Raw genomic sequence first — 22,310 nt, 5'->3', positions numbered from 1 at the left:
ATCTTTACTCTTTATCAAAACTATTATTTAAGGCGGTGGCGGCAAACCACTCTCCGCTTTTTTTAATGGTGCGCTGCTGCGTCTCTACATCGAGCTGAATAAAACCGTAGCGGTTTTTATACGCATTACACCACGACCAGTTATCAATAAACGTCCACATATGGTAACCAAGACAATTGCACCCTTCGCTAATACCCTTATGCAGCCAGGCTAAATGTTCGGAAATAAACTCGATGCGGTATTGATCGTTAATCTGGCCATTTTCAATAAAGCGTTGTTCGTTTTCGACGCCCATGCCGTTTTCAGAAATAAAGCAGCGGGGGTTGCCGTAATTGTCGCGCAGGTTAATCAGAATATCGTAAATACCCGGTGCGTAGATTTCCCAGCCGCGGTAGGGGTTCATCTTGCGGCCCGGCATCTCGTAGCTATCAAAGAACCATTCCGGCATAAACGGCGCCTGCGGGTTCACCGTGCTGTCGCGACACTTCACGCGACGCGGCTGATAGTAGTTAATGCCGAGCAGGTCGATTTTCCCTTCCGCAATCAGGAAACCGTCTTCCGGCTTGCAGGCGGGCAGCTGGTCGTAAGATTTCAGCAGCGCCACCAGATCCGCCGGGTATTCGCCGCGCAGGACCGGGTCGAGGAAGCTGCGGTTAAACATCAGATCCGCAACGTGCGCCGCCTTCACGTCTGCCGGGTTCTGCGAACGCGGATACGACGGCGTCAGGTTCAACACGATGCCGATCTCCCCCGCGTAGTGCCCGGCGCGGTAGGCCTGAACCGCCTTCGCATGGGCCAGCACGGTGTGATACGCCACGGTGGCCGCCCGGCGGAAATCCACTATGTTGGGGTAGTGGAAGTCGTACAGATAACCGCCTTCCACCGGCACGATCGGCTCGTTGAAGGTAAACCAGTGCAGCACGCGGTCGCCGAACAGCTCGAAGCAAATCTGCGCATAGCGGGCGTACGCGTCCACCACGTCACGGTTTTCCCAGCCGCCTATCTCCTGCATCGCCATCGGCATGTCGAAATGGAACAGGGTGATAAACGGCGTGATGTCCTGTTCATTCAGCTCATCAATGACCTGATTATAAAAATCGACCGCGTCCGGGTTCACTTCACCGATACCGTCGGGGATCAGGCGCGCCCAGCTAATCGAGGTACGAAAGCTGTTGTGGTTCAGCTGTTTTAACAGCTGAATGTCCGTTTTCCAGTGCTGATAAAACGTGGAGGTGTGCTGCGGCCCCACGCCGTTGTGAAAACGGTTCGGCTCGCGGGCAAACCAGTAGTCCCACGTGGTTTCACCCTCTCGTGTCCCTTCCGTCTGGAGAGCGGAGCTTGCGCTGCCCCACCAGAAGTTATCGGGAAATGCGTATTTCATGACCCTTCCTCTTTGACTTAATTGCTTGTGGCTTCAGCGGCACCCACGGTTGCAGCCTGGGCTTTCTGCTCTTCGTTTTTAATCAGCGTACGCTCATAGGCGCGCAGGAACGGCAGGTACATCAGCGCCGACATCACCATGCAGACGAGGCACATCACCACCGGGCTCAGCGCCCAGTTCGCCGCCCACGAGGCGCCAATCGGCGCGGGCGTAGTCCACGGGGTTAACGAGACCACCTGTGCCAGCCAGCCGAGCTTCGTGGCGCCGTACGCCAGGCAGGCGTTGACCAGCGGAACAAACACGAACGGGATAAACAGCATCGGGTTCATGATGATCGGCGCGCCGAACAGAATCGGCTCGTTGATGTTAAAGAAGCTTGGCACCACGCCCATTTTGCCGATGGTGCGCAGGTGGGTAACGCGGCTGCGCAGCAGAAGGAAGGCCAGCGGCAGGGTGGAACCGACGCCGCCAATCAGCAGGTAGTGATCCCAGAAACCCTGCAGATAAACGTGCGGCAGCGCCGCGCCTGCGGCCAGTGCCGCCTGGTTTGCCGAGAGGTTCGCCATCCAGAACGGGTTCATGATGCCGGTAACAATCAGCGAGCCGTGGATACCCGCGAACCAGAAGATCTGGCACAGCAGCACGGAGAGCAGAATGGCGGGCAGGGAGTCAGACGCGGACACCAGCGGCTCCAGCAGGTGCATGATCGCCTGCGGGATAATCATCCCGGTCTGCGCTTCAATGAACAGGTTCAGCGGGTGCAGCGTGCCGATCACCACCATCACCGGGATCAGGATCTCAAACGAACGCGCCACGCCGGTGGGCACTTCCTTCGGCAGGCGGATGGTGACGTTGTTCTGCTTCAGCCAGGCGTACACGCGGGTTGAGTAAATGGCGGTGATCAGCGCGGTGAAGATGCCCTGGCCGGAGAGGTACTGGGTTGAGATTTTGCCGTCGGCATACGGCGCGGCGACCAGCAGGAAGGCCATAAAGGCCAGCAGGCCGGACATCACCGGGTCGAGGTTAAACTGACGCCCCAGGCTCGCCCCAATCCCTACCGAGATGAAGAAGGTCATCACGCCCATGCTGAGGTTAAACGGCAGCATCAGCTGTTCGCGGTAGGTCTGGGAGAAATCCAGCCAGCCGCGGGCGAAGCTGTTAGTGGTATCCGCCGAGAACGGCGGAAAGATGAACACCAGCATAAACGAGCCGATGATCATAAACGGCAGCGCGGCGGTAAAGCCGTCGCGGATGGCAATCACATACTTTTGCTGACCCAGCTTCGCGGCCAGCGGGGTAATTGATTGCTCAATGACCGCGACCATAGATTGATATAACGAACTCATGTGAACACCTTTTAGTGTGCCGCTTCGATAAGCGACAGAGCATAGTCCAGTACTTTATCGCCACGCTGCATGCCGTAATCCATCATGTCGATGGGCTGCACCGGAATGCCTTGCGTCGCTGCCTTGTCTGAGAGTGTCTTTAACATGTATTTCACTTGCGGTCCGAGAAGCACCACCTGATAGTGCGGAAACTGCGTATCAAATTCGGATACGCCATACGCATCTATCTTCACGGGTAAGCCCCGTTCTTTTGCAACATCGATCATTTTGCTGACCAGCAGGCTGGTGGACATCCCGGCAGAGCAGCACAGCATAATCTTGAACATCGACAACCATCCTCAAAATGTAAAAAGTTATTGCGAGGATGATTGGACATGATACGGAAACCGGTTTCCATTTATAAAAGACAGAAGTGTGACAACCATCAAGATCCAATACTTATGAGGCTAATTAACCGGATGTGGGTCACATAATTTGGCTGTTTTGGCATCAAATTGAGTGGAAACGGAAAAACGGTTTCCATGGAAAACGGAAACGGATATACTCCGTTCTGGCTATAATGTGAGCCGTAGCGGTGATGGAAATTACAGACGCCAGTTGCGTCTGACAGGGGAGAGAGATGTCTACAATCAACGATGTATCGCGTCTGGCCGGGGTGTCCAAAGCCACGGTATCACGGGTGTTGAGCGGGTCGCGTGGCGTTAAAGAAGCCAGCCGCCAGGCTGTTCTGAAAGCGGTGGACGAGCTGAACTATCGTCCCAACGTGATCGCCCAGTCTCTGCTCAGCCAGTCGACGGGCTGCATTGGGGTGATTTGCGCGCAGGAAAACATTAACCAGACCACCGGTTACCTGTACGCGCTGGAAAAACACCTCAGCCAGCATCAAAAACATCTGCTGCTGCGTTTCGCACACACGAAAACAGAAGTGATGAACGCCCTTGAAGAACTCTCCTGCGGCTTATGTGATGACATTCTGGTGATTGGCGCGCGTTTCCCGCTGGACGTGGACATGGACAACGTGATTCTGGTTGACTGTATGGAAGCCGATAACGCCAACAGCATTCAGTTCGATCACGCGTTCGCGGCTGAAACAGCCTGCAACTATCTCACCAGCCAGGGGCGTCGCCAGATAGCGCTCATCCACCCGCACGGCAGCGGCTTTGCCGATCAGGTGCTGTTGGGTTACAAACATGCGCTGGAGAAAAACTTCCTGCCCTTTAATCGCAACCTCGTGTTTATGGACGCAACTTCATCGTCCGTTGCGCTTCAGGAATTACTCAATAACGCGTCCACGCTGAACTTCAACGCGCTGCTGGTGGCGGATGAGCAGGAAGCCCAGCGGGTGATCCCGCAGTTACAGGCGTTTAATAAATCGGTACCGGAAGACATCATGGTTTTCAGCCTCGGCGGTTCGCTGCATCTGCCGGGTATTCCGGTGATCCCGGCCATTGAGTATTCCATGGACGCCATGGCGGCGCGCATCGTGAGCTGGCTGACAGAGAAAACGCAGATGCTGGGGTCCTACGTGCTGCGCGGGGATTTAATTATTCCGGATGTGCGGAAGCGTTAAACGTGTGATGTAGGCCGGGTAAGCGCAGCGCCACCCGGCGCTCAACCCTCAGTAATCTTCCATACAATCCACCTGACTTACTGCATCCCAGTAGGCGTCCAGGTTGTCACGCTTCACGGCGGTGATGGCGTTTTTGATCAGCAGCTGATTGGCCTCAGACGACAAAATCATCGCCTGCCAGGCTTTATCGTTCTGCTTTTTCTGCGGGGTACAGGTTTTCTTTACATCTTTCAGGACCTGCTGTTTTATCTGGGCCTCTTTCTCCGGAGCGCTCTTCTCCTGCGCGTGAACAAACGCAGCGAAAATCAGGCAAACGAGCAGGCAAACCAGGTGTGCAGATTTCATCGAAACCTCCTTTGAAAGTCACATGCTTCCCCTGAAATATATCGTTACATTCATCAACGCGATTCAAGCCAAAAGTATGAATTTACGCATTCTGCGTGCGGGATCCGATCGCCAGTGCAATGCCATAGCTTACTAACACCGCGAGACTCATTTTCAGCATCGTTTCTCCGCCGATACCCGCGAGAGGCGCTGCGATCCCGCCGAATAAAAACATCAGCATGCCCAGAATGGCTGACGCTGTGCCGGACTCCTTCGTGTCGACTGCGCTCATCGCTTCTGAACCCGCAATGGTGCTGATCCCGCTGTTAAAGGCGACGGTGAAAAAGAGTGCAACCAGTGCCGGAACGGAAAGCTGCATCCACGCAAAGAGCAATGTCAGCCCCGCGCAGGACAACGCCAGAACGAGGCCTGTTCGCATCAATCTTTCCGCCAGATGGCGGCGTGCCAGACGGGAGAAAATCAGCGCTGAGACGATCAGGCCGATACCGTTCACACCGAACAGCAGGCTGAACTGCATGGCGCTCAGGCCATACTCGTTTTGCATCACAAAGGAGGATGCCCCGATATAGGCGAACAGCCCCGCCAGCATGAAGGCCTGGATCAGGCAGTAGCGCATAAAGCGACGATTTTTAAGTACCGTCCTGGCTGTTTGCGTCAGCGATCCCCTGCCCTGTTTCTCTGTGAGGGACTCGCGGATAAAAAGCTGGCTGGCGATCAGCAGCGCCAGACCCGCCCCTGCCATTACCCAGAACAGCATCCGCCAGTCGAAATGCGACGCGATATAGCCACCGAGTACCGGGGACACCACGGGCGCGATGCCGTTGACCGTCATCAGTAGGGCAAAAAACTGCGTTAGCATCGTGCCATGATAGTTATCGCGGGCGATGGAGCGGGCAAGTACGGAGCCGCCCGCCCCGGCAACGCCCTGCACAAATCGCCAGCCGATCAGGGCGTAAATATTCTGCGTGCTGGCGCAAAGCACTGAAGCCAGTACAAACAGCAAAAGTGAGAACAGCAGCGGCGTTTTACGTCCGATGCGATCGCTTAGCGGGCCGAAAAAGAGTTGTCCCAGCCCCAGGCCAATCAGCGCCGAGGTGAGAGAAAGCTGCGTCAGCGTTGTGGATGTGTTGAGCTGGGTGGCGATCTCCGGCAGCGCCGGAAGATAAAAATCGGAACACAGCGGCCCGATCGCCGTCAGCAGGCCAAGGATGGCCGCGAAAGAAAAAGAGAGTTTTGCCATAGGTATTTACTCTGATGGCCGGGCAACGTTGCGCCGCCCGGCAGTGATGTTACTGTATCCCGCCGCCCAGCGACTGCCACAGCGTGATGCGGTTTTCCAGGTCGGTTTGCTGCAAGGCAATCAGTGATTCCTGCGCCGACCACAGCGACCGCTGCGCGGTGAGCACCGTCAGATAATCGCCCGCGCCAGCCTTGTAACTGCGCGTCGCCACATCCAGCGTTTTTTGCTCCGCCGCCACGTATTCACGCTGGGCATCAAGCTGTTCACTCAACGTTTCGCGCCGCGCCAGCGCGTCGGCCACGTCCTTGAACGCGCTCTGGATGGTTTTCTCATAGGTCGCAATTAACCCTTTTTTCTCGGCTTCCGCATAGCGCAGCTGCGCCATATTGTTGCCGCCGCTGAACAGCGGCAGGGTGATGGAAGGTGCAAACGACCAGACCTTCATCCCGTGGCTGAACAGGGACGACAGCGAATCGCTGCCGACGCCCGCGCTGGCGGTGAGCGAGATGGTCGGGAAGAAGTTGGCGCGCGCCGCGCCGATGTTGGCGTTGGCGCTCAGCAGGTTGTGTTCCGCCTCCTGAATGTCCGGACGACGCAGCAGCGCGCTGGAGCTAACGCCCGCCGGGATCAGCGTGATGGCGTTGTCGCTCAGGCTCTCCAGCGTGCCGGGTAGCAGGTTCTCGGGCACCGTATCGCCCGCCAGCAGGTTGAGAGCGTTTTTGTCCTGCATCACCAGCGTCTGGTAGCTCGCCACGCTGGCGCGCGCCTGCTGGTAAACCGCCATCGCTTCACTGACGTCCGTTGCCGCTGCCACGCCTACTTCCTGCTGGCGCTTCACAATCTTGAGTGAGTTTGCGGCGCTCTCCAGGGTGGACTTCGCCAGCGCCAGATTGCTGTTATCCGCCGCCAGCGTCACCCAGGCCGTGGTCAGCTCGCTGACCATCGTCAGGCGCGTGTTCTGCGCGGTGAATTCGCTGGCAAGCCAGGTTTCACGCGCGGCACGCGACAGGCTCTGGTTGCGGCCAAACAGATCCAGTTCGAAGCTGGAGACCGCGCCGTTGGCTTCGTCACTTGTCGCGACACCGCTCGCCAGCGTGCGGCTGCGGGTGTGGCTCAGTTCCGCGTCCACCGTCGGGAACAGGGACGAGCGCGTTTCGCCATACTGGGCACGGGCGGCGTCGATATCCGCAATCGCTTTTTGCACGTCGCGGTTGCTGTTGAGCGCCATCGTCACCACGCTTTTCAACCGCGCATCATTCATCACCTGCTGCCACTGGCTCACCACGGCGTTGGCTTCGCCGTGCGCGCCGGGCAGGGTGGCCGGAACGGGCGCGTCCGGGCGCTGATACGTGGGATCTAATGACACACAGCCCGCGCTCAGCAGGGCTAACGCTAAAACAGTTACACGAAACATTATGACCTCCGGTTTGCGTGCTTACCGGAGAACAGACGTTTCACCAGTACAAAGAATAAAGGAACAAAGAAGATGGCCAGCAGCGTCGCGGCCAGCGTCCCGCCGATAATGCCGGTACCGATCGCCACGCGGCTGTTGGCCCCGGCGCCGGTGGCAATCGCCAGCGGCGTCACGCCTGCGATAAACGCCAGCGAGGTCATGATGATCGGACGCAGACGCGTCTGGGCGGCCCGCAGGGCGGCGCGCGTCAGGGAGTAGCCTTCGGCGACTTTGGCTTCGGCAAACTCGACAATCAGAATGGCATTCTTCGACGACAGACCGATGGTGGTCAGCAGCGCCACCTGGAAGTAGACGTCGTTGCTCAGGCCACGCAGGGAGGCGGCAATGGCCGCGCCCAGCACCCCAAGCGGGATCACGAGGATGACCGAAATGGGCACCGACCAGCTCTCATACAGCGCCGCCAGGCACAGGAACACCACCAGGATGGAGAGGGCATAGAGGCTCATCGCCTGACCGCTCGCCAGTTTTTCCTGCAACGACAAACCGCTCCATGCCCAGGTGCTGCCGGACGGCAGGTTATTCGCCAGTTGCTCCATTTTGCTCATCGCCGTACCGGAGCTGGCGCCGCTGGCGTTCTCGCCCTGAATTTCATACGCCGCCGAGCCGTTGTAGCGCACCAGGCTTTCCGGGCCATACTCCCAGCGGGTGGTAGCGAAGGCGGAGAACGGGGTCATGGTGCTGTCGCTGCCGCGCACATACCATTTGTTAAGATCCGACGGCACCGCGCGATAGTCGCTGTCGCCCTGGATGTAGACCTTTTTCACGCGGCCACGGTCAATGAAGTCGTTCACGTAGGTGCCGCCCCAGGCGCTGGAGAGGGTGTCGGTCACGTCGCTCAGGGAGAGCCCCAGCGACACGGCTTTGTTGTTATCGATATCCACCTGAAGCTGCGGCATCTGCGGCAGATCGTTGGCGCGCACGGCGTGCAGCGAGCTGTCCTGGTTGGCTTCGCCAATCAGCTGGTTACGCAGTTTCAGCAGCGCGTCGCGGTCGGTGCCGCCGCTGGCCATCAGCTCAAAGGTAAAGCCGTTGCTCTGGCCTAAACCATCCACCGCCGGGGGCGTCATGGCGAAAATTGTGGCATCCCGAATGGTGCTCAGCTCCTGCGTGGCGCGCAGGGCAATGGCCTGGGCGGTATTCTCATCGCCTTTGCGCTCTGACCAGTTTTTCAGGGAGACGAACGCCATCCCGGCGTTCTGGCCGCTGCCGCTGAAGCTGAAGCCTTCAATGGTGAAGATCACGTCGGTATTGGCTTTCTCTTTGGTGAGGAACCACTCGCGTACCTGGCGGCTTACCTCGGCGGTACGCACCGCGGTTGCGCCGGCAGGCAGGGTGTACTGCACCATGATTTCACCCTGGTCTTCGGTTGGCAGGAAGCTGCCCGGCAGTTTTAGCATGGCGAACCCCATCGCGCCGCAGAGCAGGGCGTAGATCACCAGCATGCCACCGGAACGGCGCAGGGCGCGCAGCACCTTGTTCTGATAGCTGTGCTCGGTCTTACTGTAGAAGCGGTTAAACGCGCCGAAGAAGCCCTTTTTGTGCGGAGCGGTGTGATTCAGGATCGAGCCGCACAGCGCGGGCGTCAGGGTCAGCGCCACCACCACGGAGAGGAACATCGCCGAAATAATGGTGACCGAGAACTGGCGGTAAATGACCCCGGTAGAGCCGCCGAAGAAGGCCATCGGCAGGAATACCGCAGAGAGCACCAGCGCAATGGCGATCAGCGCGCCGGAAATTTCGCCCATCGATTTTTCGGTCGCTTCCCGGGCGGGCAGCCCTTCGTCGCGCATAATACGCTCGACGTTTTCCACCACCACGATGGCGTCATCCACCAAAAGCCCTATCGCCAGCACCATCGCAAATAGCGTCAGGGTGTTGATGGAGTAACCGAACAGCGCCAGCACGCCGAAGGTGCCCAGCAGCACCACCGGCACCGCCAGCGCCGGGATCAGCGTCGCACGGATGTTTTGCAGGAACAGGTACATCACCACCACCACGAGGATAATGGCTTCGAACAGGGTCTGAATCACGTCCTCAACGGAGATCTTGATGAACTCGGTGCTGTCTTTCGGGTAGGCCACGTCGTAGCCTTCCGGCATCGACTTTTTGAACTCGGCGATCTTATCTTTTACCGCCGTGGCGGTGTTAAGCGCGTTGGCGCCCGGTGAGAGCATCACCGCCATACCCGCCGCCGGGTGGCCGTTCAGCTTCGCGGTGGCGGTGTAATCTTCGCTGCCCATCTCCACGCGCGCGACGTCGCTGATGCGCACCACCGCACCGTTGGACTGGCTCTTGACGATGATCTTTTTGAACTCATCGACCGTTTGCAGACGCGACTGAGCGCGGACGGTGGCGGTCAGCTGTTGGGCGTTCGACGAGGGCAGCGCGCCGATTTTACCGGCGGAAACCTGCACGTTCTGCGCTTCAATCGCGCTCTGCACGTCGGAGGGCATCAGCGAGTACGACGCCAGCTTCGCCGGGTCGAGCCAGATGCGCATCGCGTATTCTGCACCGAACACCTGTAGGCTACCGACGCCATCCACGCGCGCCAGCGGATCCTGCATATTACTCACCAGCCAGTCGGCGATATCCGAGCTGCTGGCGGTGTCGGTTTTGTCATATACGCCCATGATCAGCAGGAAGTTGCTCTGGGATTTTTCGACGGTGATCCCGGACTGCTGCACCTCGGTCGGCAGGCGCGATTCTGCCTGCTGGACTTTATTCTGCACCTGTACCTGAGCGGTGTCCGGATCGGTTCCCTGTTCAAACGTGACGTTAATGCTCACCGACCCGTCCGAGCTGCTGGTGGAGGTGAAGTAGAGCAGGTTATCCAGCCCGGTGAGCTGCTGCTCGATCACCTGCGTCACGCTGTTCTCCAGCGTTTGTGCGGAGGCGCCGGTGTAGGTGGCGGATATTTTGATCGACGGCGGGGCAACGTCCGGGTACTGCGCAACGGGCAGCGTGCGGATCGCCAGTATCCCGGCGAGCATGATGAGAATGGCGATAACCCAGGCAAAGACCGGGCGACGCACGAAGAAACGGGAAAACATCAGGCGTTTCCTCCGTTGGTTTTCATCTCTTCAGCTTTCACTTCCTGCCCGGCGGTGACTTTGTCGGTGCCTTCCACAATCAGCTTATCGCCAGCCTTCAAACCGCTCAGCACCAGCCATTTGTCGCCGTAAGTGTCACCCGTCTCCAGCTGACGCTGTTCGACCTTGTTGCTGGCGTTCACCACCAGCGCGGTGGCGGTGCCTTTGGCGTCGCGAGTGATGCCCTGCTGCGGGGCGAGGATCGCGTCATTCATGATGCCTTCATCCACTCTGGCGCGGACGAACATGCCCGGCAGAAGCTGATGCTGCGGGTTCGGGAAGACGGCGCGCAGGGTAACTGAGCCGGTAGACTCATCCACCGCCACTTCGGTTAACGCCAGATGGCCTTTTTCGCTGTAGCTGCTGCCGTCTTCGAGGATCAACGACACGTTCAGCGTATCGCTGTTGCTGGCGAGGGTTTGCTTGCGTAAACGCAGCAGATCGGCGCTGGAACGGGTTAAATCGACGTACATACTGTCCAGCCCGCGAATGGTGGCCAGCGCGGTATCCTGCTGGGCGGTCACCAGCGCGCCGGGGGTCACAGAGGAGATGCCGATACGTCCGGCAATCGGCGCGGTGACGGTGGTCCAGTTGAGGTTAATGCGGGCGCTTTCCAGCGCGGCTTTCTTTGACTCGACGCTGGCCTTGTCCTGCGCGCAGGTGGACTTCGCGTCTTCCGCATCCTGACGTGATACGCCGTCGTCCTTCACCAGCTGCGCATAGCGTCGGGCTTTCTGGCAGTCGGCCTGCACCAGCGCCTGCGCCTGTTTCAGTGCGGCGGCAGCTTCATTATAAGCGGCGCGGTAGCTGGAAGGATCGATCTGATACAGCGCCTGCCCGGCCTTGACCGTATCGCCTTCGGTGAACAGGCGCTTCTGGATAATGCCACCTACCTGGGGGCGCACTTCGGCGCTCATTGCGGCGGCGGTGCGGCCGGTCAGCTCGCTGACGACGGACACCGGCTGGCTCATGAGTGTGACAATCCCCACTTCCGGAAGAGGACGCTGGGGAGCAGATGTTTGCGCATTATCGCACCCTGTCAGGAGGAGTAATGCTGCGATGGAGGTTGTTATGGTTTTCATAATCTTTTTCCAGGGTGAACGAAGCCTGCCCTGTTAATCGCTTAACAGGGAGAAGGGCTAATTAAAAGCACAGCGATCCCGCATCTCTGGCAGAGCCAGAAATGAAAAAAGGGAAATTAATTATTTCCGCTAATTATTCACATGCGATTACTTCGCAGAGAAAAGCATATTTAAAATATTCTGGTATATGGGCTCTAATTGTTCTGACGGTACTTTTAAAGGCGTGAGTCGACGGTAAATCGTGCCTTCGATCATCACAGCGGTAATCTCCACGCAGCAGCGAATATGCTCATCGCTCAGGTGGGGGAACTGCTTTTTAAGGTGCTCACAGGCGTTGGCGAACATGCGGGCTTCGGCTTCGATCAGCATGTTTGCCACCAGCGGATTGCGCGTGGCCTCTGCGGACATTTCGAGCATTAGCGCGTCATCATCTTCGTTAAGCGTCTGGCGCCAGGCAAGCGCCTGCGGCATCCCTTCAACCAGGGTTTTGCCCTGCATCTCCTCAATACGTGAGTCGATAATGCGCCGGATCATCTCTTCAATGATCGCGTCTTTGTTACTGAAATAGCGATAGATTTGTCCGACGCTGAGCCTGGCTTCGCTGGCGATCTGCGACATGCTGGCAGCGTGAAATCCACTGGCGCGAAAGCAGCGGCGCGCGGCGGTGATGATTTCGTCCTGCCGTAGTTTTTGTCGTTCTTCCAGCTTTGTGCTCATCGTCGGCTACCGTAAAAAGTGAGAATGATCGTTCTCATTATACGTTTTCGGAGCCTATTGGAAAGGTTTTTTTTATTTACATATTGAATGAATATTTCCTTGTTTAAACAATGGAGGAAATAAGGAGTTTTTATGAAGGTTAAGCTGTGAGATATTCAGATTGCGCTGAAAATAAGGAGAGATTTATGCACCTGAGCATTACAGATAAAGTCACGGCTGAAGAAAAAGAAGAATTATTAACGGGGCTAAGAGCCTATAACGCGCAGTATTTAGATCTGGCGACGTTTAGTGGCGATATTGGCGTATATATGCGAGACGATAATGGCGTCATGCTGGGCGGGTTAATCGGCGTACGGAAAGGCGACTGGCTGAACATCGACTATCTGTGGGTCAGTGACAGCGTGCGGGGTACGGGTGTGGGAAGCCAGCTTATCAAAACGGCTGAAGAGGAGGCCCGTCGCAAAGGCTGTCGTCACGCGCTGGTGGATACGGTCAGCTTCCAGGCGCGTCCGTTCTATGAAAGACAGGGTTATCAGGTGCAGATGTCCTTGCAGGATTACCCTTATCAGGGAATGCAGAGACACTATCTGTCCAAAAATCTTTAACCGCCGATCCCGGTGCCTATCACGGCTAACACGTGGCGCACCACGATCTCCGGCGAGAGGGCGCTAAGCCTCTCGTCATTGCGCATGCGGGAGAACGGCACCAGCACCAGGCTCAGCAGCGTAGTGAACAGCAGTTCGGGGGCCAGCGCCGGATTCAGCTTTCCTTCCTGCTGCCAGCCTTTGATGGTTGCCAGCGTGGTGTGATATTTCTCATCGCCAAAGCGTGCCTGCAAATGGGTGCGCAGTACCGGCATCTCGCCAATCACCTCCTGCATCCACAGCGGGGCAAACCAGCGATACTTTTCCGCCAGTTCGGCCAGCACCCTGACCATTTCCGTCAGGGCATCCACCGGCGAATCCCGGTTGTCGGCGAAAATCGCCCCGATCCGCTCGCGTAACGGCAGGAAGCGCTCCTCAATCATCGCATCCAGTAACTGTTCTCTGGAGTTGAAGTAGTAGTGCAGCATGGCGGGCGTCACGCCTGCTTCGCGGGCGATGGCGTTCAACGACGTATTGGCGATCCCCTGGCGGGAAAAGAGGTTCAGGGCGATGTCCAGCAGCTGTTCACGGCTGGCGGTAACGCGCTTGCCGCCGCGTGGCCGACCGGGGCGGCGGGGTTCAGAATTGTCCTTTTGTGCTGGCATGGTCACCGTATCTCTTGATCTTATTCATCACTTCCACAAATATTAATTATACGATTAATTAATTTCAAGTGATGTCTTATGGAGTCCGACGTAATGACTCAACCTGCGAAAAAGGCGCCGTCGATTAAGCTGCTGTTCAGCGCACTCCTGCTGGTGATGCTGCTCTCGGCGCTGGATCAGACCATTGTCTCCACCGCGCTGCCGACCATCGTCGGTGAGCTGGGCGGGCTGGATAAGCTCTCGTGGGTGGTAACGGCCTATATCCTCAGTTCGACCATCGTGGTGCCGCTGTACGGCAAATTCGGCGATCTGTTTGGCCGAAAAATCGTTCTGCAAATCGCGATTGTGCTGTTTCTTGTAGGGTCCGCGCTGTGCGGTCTGGCGCAGAACATGACCCAGCTGGTGCTGATGCGCGCCCTGCAAGGGCTGGGGGGCGGCGGTCTGATGGTGATCAGCATGGCTGCCGTGGCGGACGTGATCCCGCCTGCCGATCGGGGTCGCTATCAGGGGTTGTTTGGCGGCGTGTTTGGCCTGGCGACGGTGATAGGGCCGCTGATCGGCGGGTTTATCGTTCAGCACGCATCCTGGCGCTGGATTTTCTACATCAACCTGCCGCTGGGGCTGTTTGCCCTGCTGGTGATTGGCGCGGTTTTCCACGGCAGCGCGCGGCGCAGCAAGCATGAGATTGACTACCTGGGGGCGATTTACCTCAGCATGGCGTTGCTGTGCATCATTCTGTTTACCACCGAGGGCGGGACGATCCGCCAATGGAGCGACCCGCAGCTGTGGTGTATTCTGGCCTTCGGCCTGACGGGGATCGCCGGGTTTATCTACGAAGAGCGGCTGGCGTGGGAGCCGATTATCCCGCTGTCGCTCTTCCGCGACCGCAGCTTCCTGCTCTGTAGCCTGATCGGTTTTATTATCGGCATGTCGCTGTTTGGCTCCGTCACTTTCCTGCCGCTCTATTTACAGGTGGTAAAAGACGCCACGCCGACGCAGGCCGGTTTGCAGCTGATCCCCCTGATGGGGGGGCTGTTGCTCACCTCCATTATCAGCGGGCGCATCATCAGCCGTACCGGGAAATATCGTCTGTTCCCGATCCTCGGCACGCTGCTCGGCGTGGTGGGGATGGTGTTACTGACGCGCATTTCAATCACCTCCCCAACCTGGCAGCTGTACCTGTTTACCGGCGTGCTGGGCATGGGGCTGGGACTGGTGATGCAGGTGCTGGTGCTGGCGGTGCAGAACAGCGTGTCAGCCGATCAATACGGCGTCGCGACGTCTGGGGTGACGCTGTTCCGTTCCATTGGCGGGGCGATTGGCGTTGCGCTGTTTGGCGCGGTGTTCACCCATATTCTGCAATCAGGCCTGATCGACAGGCTGCCGGAAGGGGCGGAACTGCCGCGCGAACTTAATCCCGTTGCCATACACCATCTGCCTGATGCCCTGCGTCTGGACTATCTGGATGCGTTCGGCTCGGCGATCCATGCGGTATTCATGCTGGCGGCGGGGATTATGGTGCTGGCGTTTGTGCTGTCGTGGTTTTTGCGCGAAGCGCCGCTGCGTCGGCAGGCGTGAGGGAAGCGGTTCTGCTTGCGCCTGGACTACCGTAGCCTGATGCCCATCGCCCGGTGGCGCTACGCTTACCGGGCCTACACTTCCCCCGTCACGTAGGCCGGGTGAGCGCAGCGCCACCCGGCAACAGGCCGCATATAACTTAACCGTCTTACTGATTCCTTTTCGTTTTTTAGCCTGCCGTCTCGTTGTCGATATAGTCTTCAAAACGTCTATCAAAAGGAACTGTCTCGTGAAACTTCGATTGGGTGCGCTTCTCCTGACTGGCCTGCTGCTCGCGGGCTGTGATCAGGGCGGCAATGATGCCAGACACATTAAAGTCGGCGTGATCAATGGCGCTGAGCAGGACGTGGCGGAAGTCGCCAAAAAGGTGGCAAAGGAGAAATACGGTCTGGATGTTGAGCTGGTGGGCTTTAGCGGCTCGCTGCTGCCCAACGATGCCACCAACCAGGGCGAACTGGACGCCAACGTCTTCCAGCATCGCCCGTTCCTCGCAGAAGATAACAAGGCGCACAATTACAAGCTGGTCGCCGTGGCCAATACCTTCGTCTTCCCGATGGCGGGTTACTCCCGAAAGATTAAATCGGTCTCTGAGCTGAAGGACGGCGCAACCATTGCGATTCCAAACGATCCCACCAACCTTGGCCGCGCGCTGTTGCTGCTGCAAAAAGAGAAGCTGATTACCCTTAAACCGGATGTTGGCCTGCTGCCAACGGCGCTGGATATTACCGCGAACCCGAAAAACTTACAGATTATGGAGCTGGAAGGGGCGCAGCTGCCGCGCGTGCTGGACGATCCGAAAGTGGATGTGGCCATCATCAGTACCACCTATCTCCAGCAAACGGGGCTGTCTCCGGTACACGACAGCGTCTTTATTGAAGACAAAAACTCACCCTATGTGAATATTGTGGTCACGCGTGAAGACAACAAAGACGCTGAAAACGTGAAGGAATTTATCCAGTCCTATCAGTCGCCGGAAGTGGCGAAAGCGGCAGAGACCCTTTTTAACGGTGGCGCGGTGCCGGGCTGGTAAGCCCCGGTAAAAAGGCCAGCGCTCCGCTGGCCGTCAAAGCGTTACGCGGGCATCGGTTCGGCTTTCGGGCCACAGAAAACCCTGGCCAGACTGTGCGCCGGACGTGCGGGCGCGCGCCAGATCCCGCGAGTTTTCGATGCCTTCGATAAGAATTGATTGCGCGATACCTGTCCTGACCTCCTGCACAAACGGGGCAAGCGGCGCGCGCTCGCGCAGCGCTGAGCGGTCAATTTTTACCCCATCCAGCGGTAGCGCAAGCCGCGCGAACGCCTCAGCCAACTCCCGGGTTAAATCGTCCAGCCAGATTTGCCATCCCGCCTCTTTTAACCGAACAAGCGTGGCATGAAGATGACGTTGCTCAGCCTCGCTCAGCCGTGTGATGGTCAGGGGATCCTGAATTTCAATCGTTAACCGCTGCTGATGGCGTAACGCCAGCAACAACCGGATAGCGCGTTCGTCGAGAAGGTGCTCTGCCGGAAGGTTTAGCCAGTAACCGTCCCGGGCGGGTATCTGTAAGAGAGTGTTGGCCTGCCAGAAGAAGATTTGCAGCGCGCTGCGCGAGGGCAGCGAGGCAAACAGCACCTCAAGATTGACGTTACGGATCTCCACAAGCACTTCATGCGCGAACACCTGGCCCGAATGAAGATCGACAAGCGGCTGGAAGCGCAGCCCTGAGATACGTTGCAACAGGGGAGAGGGAAGAACGGTATACATGGAACAGCCTTCAGGAAATGAAAAAAAGGTTCCCGCGGACACGGGAACAAAAGGCAAACGACACACGGTCAAATTCTTAATTCAGGATCCAGCGAATGCTCTGGTAAAACGAGGGGCCACGCACGGCTTTAAGCTTGTTCATGGCGTTGTTCTTATAAAAGTAAACCAGCCTGACGTTACACCCCAGCTGACGGGCGATTTGCTTGGTTTTGAGATTACAGGAATAGCCGCGCAATACGCTGGCCTCCTCGCTGGACAGCCTCGCCGGGGTGCGTAAGCGGGTCGTCATGCCTACGTTGTAACGGCCAGACTCTTGCGGCGTCTGGCTCATCAGTATTTGCCACAGCGCTTTGATATCCCCCAGGGAGACTCTTTTGCTGATTACCCCATCAACATGTTTGAATTTCAAATAGCCAGCGGATAACGAATAGATATAGATCTTCGCCGTCACTTGTTTCTGTTTAATGCAGAGAATGTCGTCGTTCGTCGTCACCCGGAAATGACGCGTATTCAACGGATCATAAATGATGATATCAAAGAATTGTTCACTCATAGCAAGTTCTTCGATATGGGTAAACCCATGGAAAATAACGTCGTGTTTTTCATCAGGCTCACGCTTTCCAAGCGATTGCAGGCCAATCATCGTGAATTCGCAGCTGTCAACAACGGCAACGTGAATTGTTTTTTTATTTTGCATTGGCATTCTCCTTTCGCTGAGTAAACAGTCCATATAAGAGAAAATGGCGGTTCGCACTCTCTTATTAAAAGAATAGCGAGCACTTTTTTAAATAACGCGATGCGATGGCATCAATGTAAGCCAATACAAACCGTCGAGTAAAGCTGATGCCAATTATTAGAGGAAGATAAAATTGAAAAATGGTTTTAATGGTATATGCAATTGTTTTAATCTTCAAATAATATTCATGCCAGATTTTTATTCTGTAAATGAGCGGATAATAAGTATCGGACGGTTAATTAATGGGGTTAATCCACCGATTTTTCAGTGGCTTAATGCTATTCCTGTAAGAAAAATTGTGATCGTGGCAGAGTTATCAACAAGGCTTTATCTGCAAGGGGAAACGGCGCGCAGAATAAAATAGAATTTTTTCTATGAATTTAATGTCCTTGTTCAGATTTTTAAGCCTGAGAAGGATAAAATCCTGGCGCGAAGAGGTTGTGAGTGGTGAGTACATAAACTATTATCATTTTCCTCCGGTCACGAGAATTTAGAAAAGACATGAATAATACTGAACGTATCGTAAGGGTAATGGTGTTTTACAAAATAAATATATTTAAAGAGATAATATTCCGGGCGCTCCAGGATCTTTTACCCGATTACGTACTGAACATTACTCAGGTCGATTCCACAGAACAGGCGCTGGCGGCGGTGGCGGATAATAACGTGGATGTTTTCTTCACTGAATTTAATTATCTGCTTAATCATAAAGAGTGGAGCGCGGAGGTCAGCAGCCGTTTTACATCTTTATGTAAAACCCATCACGTCAGGCGTGTTCTGTTGGTGCCCGAGCTGCCTTACGGGCTGTTAAAAAAAGTTCTGGAGATGAAATTTGAATTAACCATCAGTCAGCAGGATGAATTGACTGAACTGAAAAAGGAATTACCCGCGTTGCTCATGGCGGACGGGCAAAAACCGTCGATCTCTTCGTGGCTCAGGCGGGTAATGCGGTCCGGCTCCCGGGCGCGCTCCATCCTCTCGGCCAGAGAGTGGGAGGTGCTTCATCTTATTGTGGAAGGATTTTCAACGACGGAGATTGCCCGTCATCGAAACCGTTCGGTCAGTACTATTGCGACGCAGAAGCATAATGCGATGAAAAAGCTGAATCTTTCCAACCACAGCGAACTGATTAAGTATGTGCAGGCGGTTGGAAAGATGGAGGAATAGTCCACATCAGGGGTAGATAATATTCAGCGTAGCCGATGTATTGATCTTACCCTGGCTCACCTGGGCGGGTGCCCACACGTAATAGTACGCCGCCATCGGAAGGGTGAAATGTTCGTCCAGCGCCGCGCCAGCCGCCACGCTGAAGATCATTGTGGCGTTGCCACGGCTGGTGGTCGAGGTAGAGAAGGTCACCGGCGTTTGCGGGGCGTCACGTTTTATCAGGCGGAGCCCCACGCCCTGCGCCGCGCTACTGCTGCTGTCGATCAGCACCGAGCTGTCGGTCGAAAGCAGCTGCGTGCTGGACAGAAACATCTCAATTGCCCGATCGGAATTGCCATTAACCCCGACGTTCTGACAGCTCATGTTCAGTGAAAAAGGCGTCAGCCCCGGCTGTGAGGATGCACTGAGCTGGGGAATGCCGAGCGTCGGCAGCGCCACGGTCAGCCCCGCATTATCAAAGGAACAGGTAGTCAGTTTTGGCGCGTATTTGATGATCATCGGCTGACCAAACATATCGCGGTTGTCGTAAGGCCACTTGAACCCGCTGAATAACCACTGCGCTATCTTGATGACCTGATTGATTGGCCAGGTGATGATTTCCCAGATAGATAACCCGCTCATGTCGCTGACGAACAGAACGTCGCTCATGTTCGCCGTATCCCCCGTCAGGGTGGTGCCGCTCTGGTTAACGAGGGTGAAGCGAACCGTAAACGGTGTATTCAGCTCAGACGCCGTATGGCTACCGCTGGCAGACAGGGTTTTATTGGCCGGGGGATTGGTGATCTCCGCCCGCACCATATACTTGTTGTTGCTGAATCCGAGGATGGTCGCGTATTTGCTGTCGGTCGAGAGGATCGGCGTGTAAGAAAATTCGCTATTACCCGTCGTACAGTTGAACGAGCCGCTGTACTGGGTGGTGAAGCTGCCGGTCCATGTGGGCGTGGCCGGGCTCAGCTTATCCGATAAATCAATGGTAATCGGTGTGCCATAAACGATGCTGCTGCCGGAGCAGGTGGCATAGCTCATCCCGCTAACGCTGGTGAGGAGCAGGAACATGAATGATCGTAACATTTTGATAATCCGTAATTAATGGCAAACCGATGAGGGGCTGTTCAGCCCCCAGGCCGGGGAGGAGATTTCGCACTTTCCGCCGCGGAGATGCACGTTGAGCGCGCGTGGCGGCTGTTCAGCACGGATATACAGTACGCTGGCCTGTCCGACATACCCGACAGATTCACCATGTTCATCCAGCACTTCGGTGCCAAAGGGCAGCGGTTTGCCGTCGGCGCGCGTCGCATGAAGTACCCATGACTGGCGCTTGTCGGTTTCAAAGCGGATATAGCTCACCGCCCCGTCGTAAGGAGCCACGTTAGCCATATTGCCGATCACTTCCGCGCCAGCGCTGTTTTCAGTTTCAGTTAACGTAATGGCGTTTTTGCGATACGGGGTGGCGTAAGGCACCAGCGCCACGCCATCGCGGTTCGTCATAATGCTTTCATCGCCGTTCACCATCAGCCCCTCCGCCTTTGGCGCATCGACGATAGTCATGGTTGTGCCGGTTTCGTTTGAGGCGAGAACGTGCCACGGGTAGGCCACCAGGCTGCCGCGTCCGCTGAGCCCGGTCTGGCGGTAGTCGGAGGATTCGCTGTAAGAGCCACCGAGTGTCGCGAAGTTCGAACGGTACGCGGCGTTAACGCTTGCCGCATTTTTCCCCCCCCGCGCATTACTGCCGGAGAGGGTGTAGCTCAGTCGGTTCGACTCCAGCGCGTTCCCGCTCATGCTGATATTGCTCTGCTCGTAATGCGAATCGCTGGCCGTCAGGCTGGAGGTGATCCACGCATTATTATCAAACAGCGAGAACGGCAGGCTGAGGGAGAGGTAAAGGCGCGTCTCTTCTTCACTGTCCCTGTTCCGTACCCGGCTGGCCGACAGGGTATAGCTGGCGCGGCCGATGGCGTTGGAATAGCCCATCTGGTATTCGCGCGTGGTTTGCTGTGAGTTCCAGTAATCGCGCTGTGTGCCGGAGACAAACACCGTGCCCCAGTTATTGAGCAGGCGCTGATTAAGGTTAAGCGTAAAGGTATTCTTGGGCTGCGCCGCGCGCATGGCGTCCCAGGTGCTTAGCGACATGTCGGGCGCAACGCCAAACCGATCTTCATAGTCGTCGTACTGCGCTCTCAGGCGCTGATACCCTTCGCGCGAATAGAGCGCGTCGCTGAAGCTGTAATAGCCTTTAGTGGAATAGCGATAGGCCGCCAGGGTGAAGTTGGTGGCGGTGGTATCGATAAATTTGCTGTACGACACGCGATAACTCTGACCGCTGCTGGTGCGATCCTGTAGGGTGGTTTTGGCGTGGGTGACATCAAACGAGACCGCGCCAAAGGGAAGGTTCCACCCGGTACCGACAAGCCCGGCCTGGTAGTTATCGCTAATAATCGTCCCGGTATACCCGGTGATGAGGTTATTAAACCCGTAGCGCAGCGTGGCCTGCATGAATGCGGGTTCGGCATCGAGCGTGTTCTGATGCACTTTACCCGCCACCACGCTGTACTGACTCACCCCTTCTTTTAGCATCCCGGGTACGGCGGAAAACGGCACCGTGAAGGACTGCTGTGAACCGTCCGCTTCACGCACCACCACCAGCAAATCGCCCGCGGAGCCGGTAGGCTGAATGCTGTCGAGGGTAAACTGGCCCGGCGGCACATTCTCCTGATAGATCACGTTGCCATTCTGGATAACTTTCACCAGGGCGTTCGTCCGTGCCACGCCGTGAACCACCGGTGAAAAACCCTGCTGTGAATTTGGGCGCATCTTCATGTCCGACGCCAGCGACACGCCGCGCACGCGCAGGGAATCAAACAGATCGCCAGGAATATAAAAGTCACCCAGCGTCAGGTTGGATTTCAGCGAGGCCAGGGGACGGCGCAGGTAGCGGGTATTATTCTGCCAGCTACTCTCTCCGCTGGCCGTTTTCCGCCAGGCGCTGCTGTCGCGAAACTGCCAGCCGAACAGGTTGGCGCCGGAATCCAGCCCGGCATAAAAATCATCATTTGTGTCTTTCGCAGCGCCTTTCGCGCGGGTGTTGTACCAGGTCGTGTTCCACGAGAGCATCAGCGCCGGTATCCCCTCGTCCCAGAACTGGGGGGCAATGTAACCTTCTTCAGTACGCAGCACGGCCGCCTGCGGAACGGTAAGCGCCAGACTCAGGGTGCTGGTATCGGTTTTGACTTCACCGCCCTGAACCAGATCGCGCAGCTGAACCTGCCCGTGCGCAATGGCGGGCGCAGGCACGGACGTGGTGTTGATGCCAAGCGACCGGGCATCTTTCCAGGCAATGCGGATGTCGTCACGCTGCTCGCCGTAGATGACGGTATAACGTCCCTTCCAGCTGCCGTTTACGTAGATATCCATCTCCTGGCTGCCGGCAGGCATGGCGTTGTTTTCGGAAAAGCGAGACAGATCGGACTCACCGGATGCGCCAGCAAGCAGGGAGGGATCAAACGAGACGGCCCCTGATTTATGCGAAAGCAGAAGCGTGCAGACTGCCAGCAGACAGAGTCTGTTTTGTTTCATTTTCATGGTGAGTCTTTCC

The 22,310-nt window shown here is 56.6% G+C and carries 19 protein-coding genes; 5 read left to right on the top strand and 14 right to left on the bottom strand.

Features of this window, described 5'->3' with window-relative positions:
• Nucleotides 1-4: 4 nt before the first annotated feature.
• From ACOTX1_RS11545 to ACOTX1_RS11535, 3 genes are read right to left on the bottom strand one after another with little or no spacing between them, the layout of a single operon-like run.
• Nucleotides 5-1,381 (bottom strand): glycoside hydrolase family 1 protein, encoded by a 1,377-nt coding sequence (locus ACOTX1_RS11545; protein WP_023315097.1) that lies wholly within the window; start codon nucleotides 1,379-1,381, stop codon nucleotides 5-7.
• Nucleotides 1,382-1,398: 17 nt separating this feature from the next.
• Nucleotides 1,399-2,727, bottom strand: coding sequence for a PTS sugar transporter subunit IIC (locus ACOTX1_RS11540; protein WP_023293713.1), 1,329 nt, complete (start codon nucleotides 2,725-2,727; stop codon nucleotides 1,399-1,401).
• A gap of 11 nt (nucleotides 2,728-2,738) precedes the next feature.
• The gene (locus tag ACOTX1_RS11535; RefSeq protein WP_003861034.1) at nucleotides 2,739-3,053 is read right to left on the bottom strand and encodes a PTS sugar transporter subunit IIB; all 315 of its coding nucleotides are present in this window, start codon (nucleotides 3,051-3,053) and stop codon (nucleotides 2,739-2,741) included.
• 293 nt (nucleotides 3,054-3,346) lie between these two features.
• On the opposite strand from ACOTX1_RS11535, the gene ACOTX1_RS11530 reads away from it, so the two are divergent.
• A complete protein-coding gene (locus ACOTX1_RS11530; RefSeq protein WP_003861033.1) occupies nucleotides 3,347-4,297 on the top strand; it encodes a LacI family DNA-binding transcriptional regulator in 951 nt (316 codons plus the stop codon).
• 48 nt (nucleotides 4,298-4,345) lie between these two features.
• On the opposite strand, the gene ACOTX1_RS11525 is transcribed toward ACOTX1_RS11530, so the two are convergent.
• The 6 genes from ACOTX1_RS11525 to ACOTX1_RS11500 form a co-directional block, all read right to left on the bottom strand.
• A complete protein-coding gene (locus tag ACOTX1_RS11525; protein ID WP_023315098.1) occupies nucleotides 4,346-4,642 on the bottom strand; it encodes a YicS family protein in 297 nt (98 codons plus the stop codon).
• A gap of 82 nt (nucleotides 4,643-4,724) precedes the next feature.
• Nucleotides 4,725-5,882: a multidrug effflux MFS transporter gene (locus ACOTX1_RS11520; protein ID WP_023315099.1), complete on the bottom strand. Its 1,158-nt coding sequence runs from the start codon at nucleotides 5,880-5,882 to the stop codon at nucleotides 4,725-4,727.
• Between the two features lie 49 nt (nucleotides 5,883-5,931).
• The gene (locus tag ACOTX1_RS11515; protein WP_017383667.1) at nucleotides 5,932-7,296 is read right to left on the bottom strand and encodes an efflux transporter outer membrane subunit; all 1,365 of its coding nucleotides are present in this window, start codon (nucleotides 7,294-7,296) and stop codon (nucleotides 5,932-5,934) included.
• Entirely contained in the window at nucleotides 7,296-10,406 is a 3,111-nt protein-coding gene (locus ACOTX1_RS11510) for an efflux RND transporter permease subunit (protein WP_023315100.1), read from the bottom strand. The genes ACOTX1_RS11515 and ACOTX1_RS11510 overlap by 1 nt, the downstream gene beginning before the upstream one ends.
• On the bottom strand, nucleotides 10,406-11,527 hold the full coding sequence (locus ACOTX1_RS11505; protein WP_023315101.1) for an efflux RND transporter periplasmic adaptor subunit: 1,122 nt from the start codon (nucleotides 11,525-11,527) through the stop codon (nucleotides 10,406-10,408). The genes ACOTX1_RS11510 and ACOTX1_RS11505 overlap by 1 nt, the downstream gene beginning before the upstream one ends.
• Before the next feature lie 147 nt (nucleotides 11,528-11,674).
• Nucleotides 11,675-12,244, bottom strand: a complete 570-nt coding sequence (locus ACOTX1_RS11500; protein ID WP_022646570.1) for a TetR/AcrR family transcriptional regulator — start codon at nucleotides 12,242-12,244, stop codon at nucleotides 11,675-11,677.
• 185 nt (nucleotides 12,245-12,429) lie between these two features.
• On the opposite strand from ACOTX1_RS11500, the gene ACOTX1_RS11495 reads away from it, so the two are divergent.
• The gene (locus ACOTX1_RS11495) at nucleotides 12,430-12,849 is read left to right on the top strand and encodes a GNAT family N-acetyltransferase (RefSeq protein ID WP_023315102.1); all 420 of its coding nucleotides are present in this window, start codon (nucleotides 12,430-12,432) and stop codon (nucleotides 12,847-12,849) included.
• On the opposite strand, the gene ACOTX1_RS11490 is transcribed toward ACOTX1_RS11495, so the two are convergent.
• On the bottom strand, nucleotides 12,846-13,493 hold the full coding sequence (locus ACOTX1_RS11490; protein WP_017383663.1) for a TetR/AcrR family transcriptional regulator: 648 nt from the start codon (nucleotides 13,491-13,493) through the stop codon (nucleotides 12,846-12,848). The two genes, ACOTX1_RS11495 and ACOTX1_RS11490, sit on opposite strands and share 4 nt — an antisense overlap.
• 78 nt (nucleotides 13,494-13,571) lie before the next feature.
• Here ACOTX1_RS11490 and ACOTX1_RS11485 point away from each other — a divergent pair, with 78 nt between their 5' ends.
• Nucleotides 13,572-15,071, top strand: a complete 1,500-nt coding sequence (locus ACOTX1_RS11485) for an MDR family MFS transporter (RefSeq protein ID WP_015570095.1) — start codon at nucleotides 13,572-13,574, stop codon at nucleotides 15,069-15,071.
• A gap of 229 nt (nucleotides 15,072-15,300) precedes the next feature.
• The gene (nlpA, locus tag ACOTX1_RS11480) at nucleotides 15,301-16,101 is read left to right on the top strand and encodes a lipoprotein NlpA (RefSeq protein WP_023315104.1); all 801 of its coding nucleotides are present in this window, start codon (nucleotides 15,301-15,303) and stop codon (nucleotides 16,099-16,101) included.
• Nucleotides 16,102-16,134: 33 nt separating this feature from the next.
• Here nlpA and ACOTX1_RS11475 read toward each other — a convergent pair whose 3' ends face one another.
• The gene (locus ACOTX1_RS11475) at nucleotides 16,135-16,815 is read right to left on the bottom strand and encodes an EAL domain-containing protein (protein WP_023315105.1); all 681 of its coding nucleotides are present in this window, start codon (nucleotides 16,813-16,815) and stop codon (nucleotides 16,135-16,137) included.
• A gap of 76 nt (nucleotides 16,816-16,891) precedes the next feature.
• On the bottom strand, nucleotides 16,892-17,512 hold the full coding sequence (locus ACOTX1_RS11470; protein ID WP_023315106.1) for a LuxR C-terminal-related transcriptional regulator: 621 nt from the start codon (nucleotides 17,510-17,512) through the stop codon (nucleotides 16,892-16,894).
• 570 nt (nucleotides 17,513-18,082) lie between these two features.
• Between ACOTX1_RS11470 and ACOTX1_RS11465 the strand changes: the two genes are divergently transcribed.
• Nucleotides 18,083-18,718, top strand: coding sequence for a LuxR C-terminal-related transcriptional regulator (locus tag ACOTX1_RS11465; RefSeq protein WP_015570092.1), 636 nt, complete (start codon nucleotides 18,083-18,085; stop codon nucleotides 18,716-18,718).
• A gap of 6 nt (nucleotides 18,719-18,724) precedes the next feature.
• Here the strand turns inward: ACOTX1_RS11465 and ACOTX1_RS11460 are convergent, their stop codons facing one another.
• The gene (locus ACOTX1_RS11460) at nucleotides 18,725-19,789 is read right to left on the bottom strand and encodes a fimbrial protein (RefSeq protein ID WP_022650114.1); all 1,065 of its coding nucleotides are present in this window, start codon (nucleotides 19,787-19,789) and stop codon (nucleotides 18,725-18,727) included.
• A 15-nt stretch (nucleotides 19,790-19,804) separates the two neighbouring features.
• Nucleotides 19,805-22,297 (bottom strand): fimbria/pilus outer membrane usher protein, encoded by a 2,493-nt coding sequence (locus ACOTX1_RS11455; protein ID WP_023315107.1) that lies wholly within the window; start codon nucleotides 22,295-22,297, stop codon nucleotides 19,805-19,807.
• Nucleotides 22,298-22,310 lie beyond the last annotated feature (13 nt).

The organism is Enterobacter cloacae complex sp. IR5401 (assembly GCF_049238425.1).
GTDB lineage: Bacteria > Pseudomonadota > Gammaproteobacteria > Enterobacterales > Enterobacteriaceae > Enterobacter > Enterobacter hormaechei_C.
Note: the sequence above shows the minus strand (reverse complement) of the source record. Positions and strands in the feature narration are given on the sequence as shown.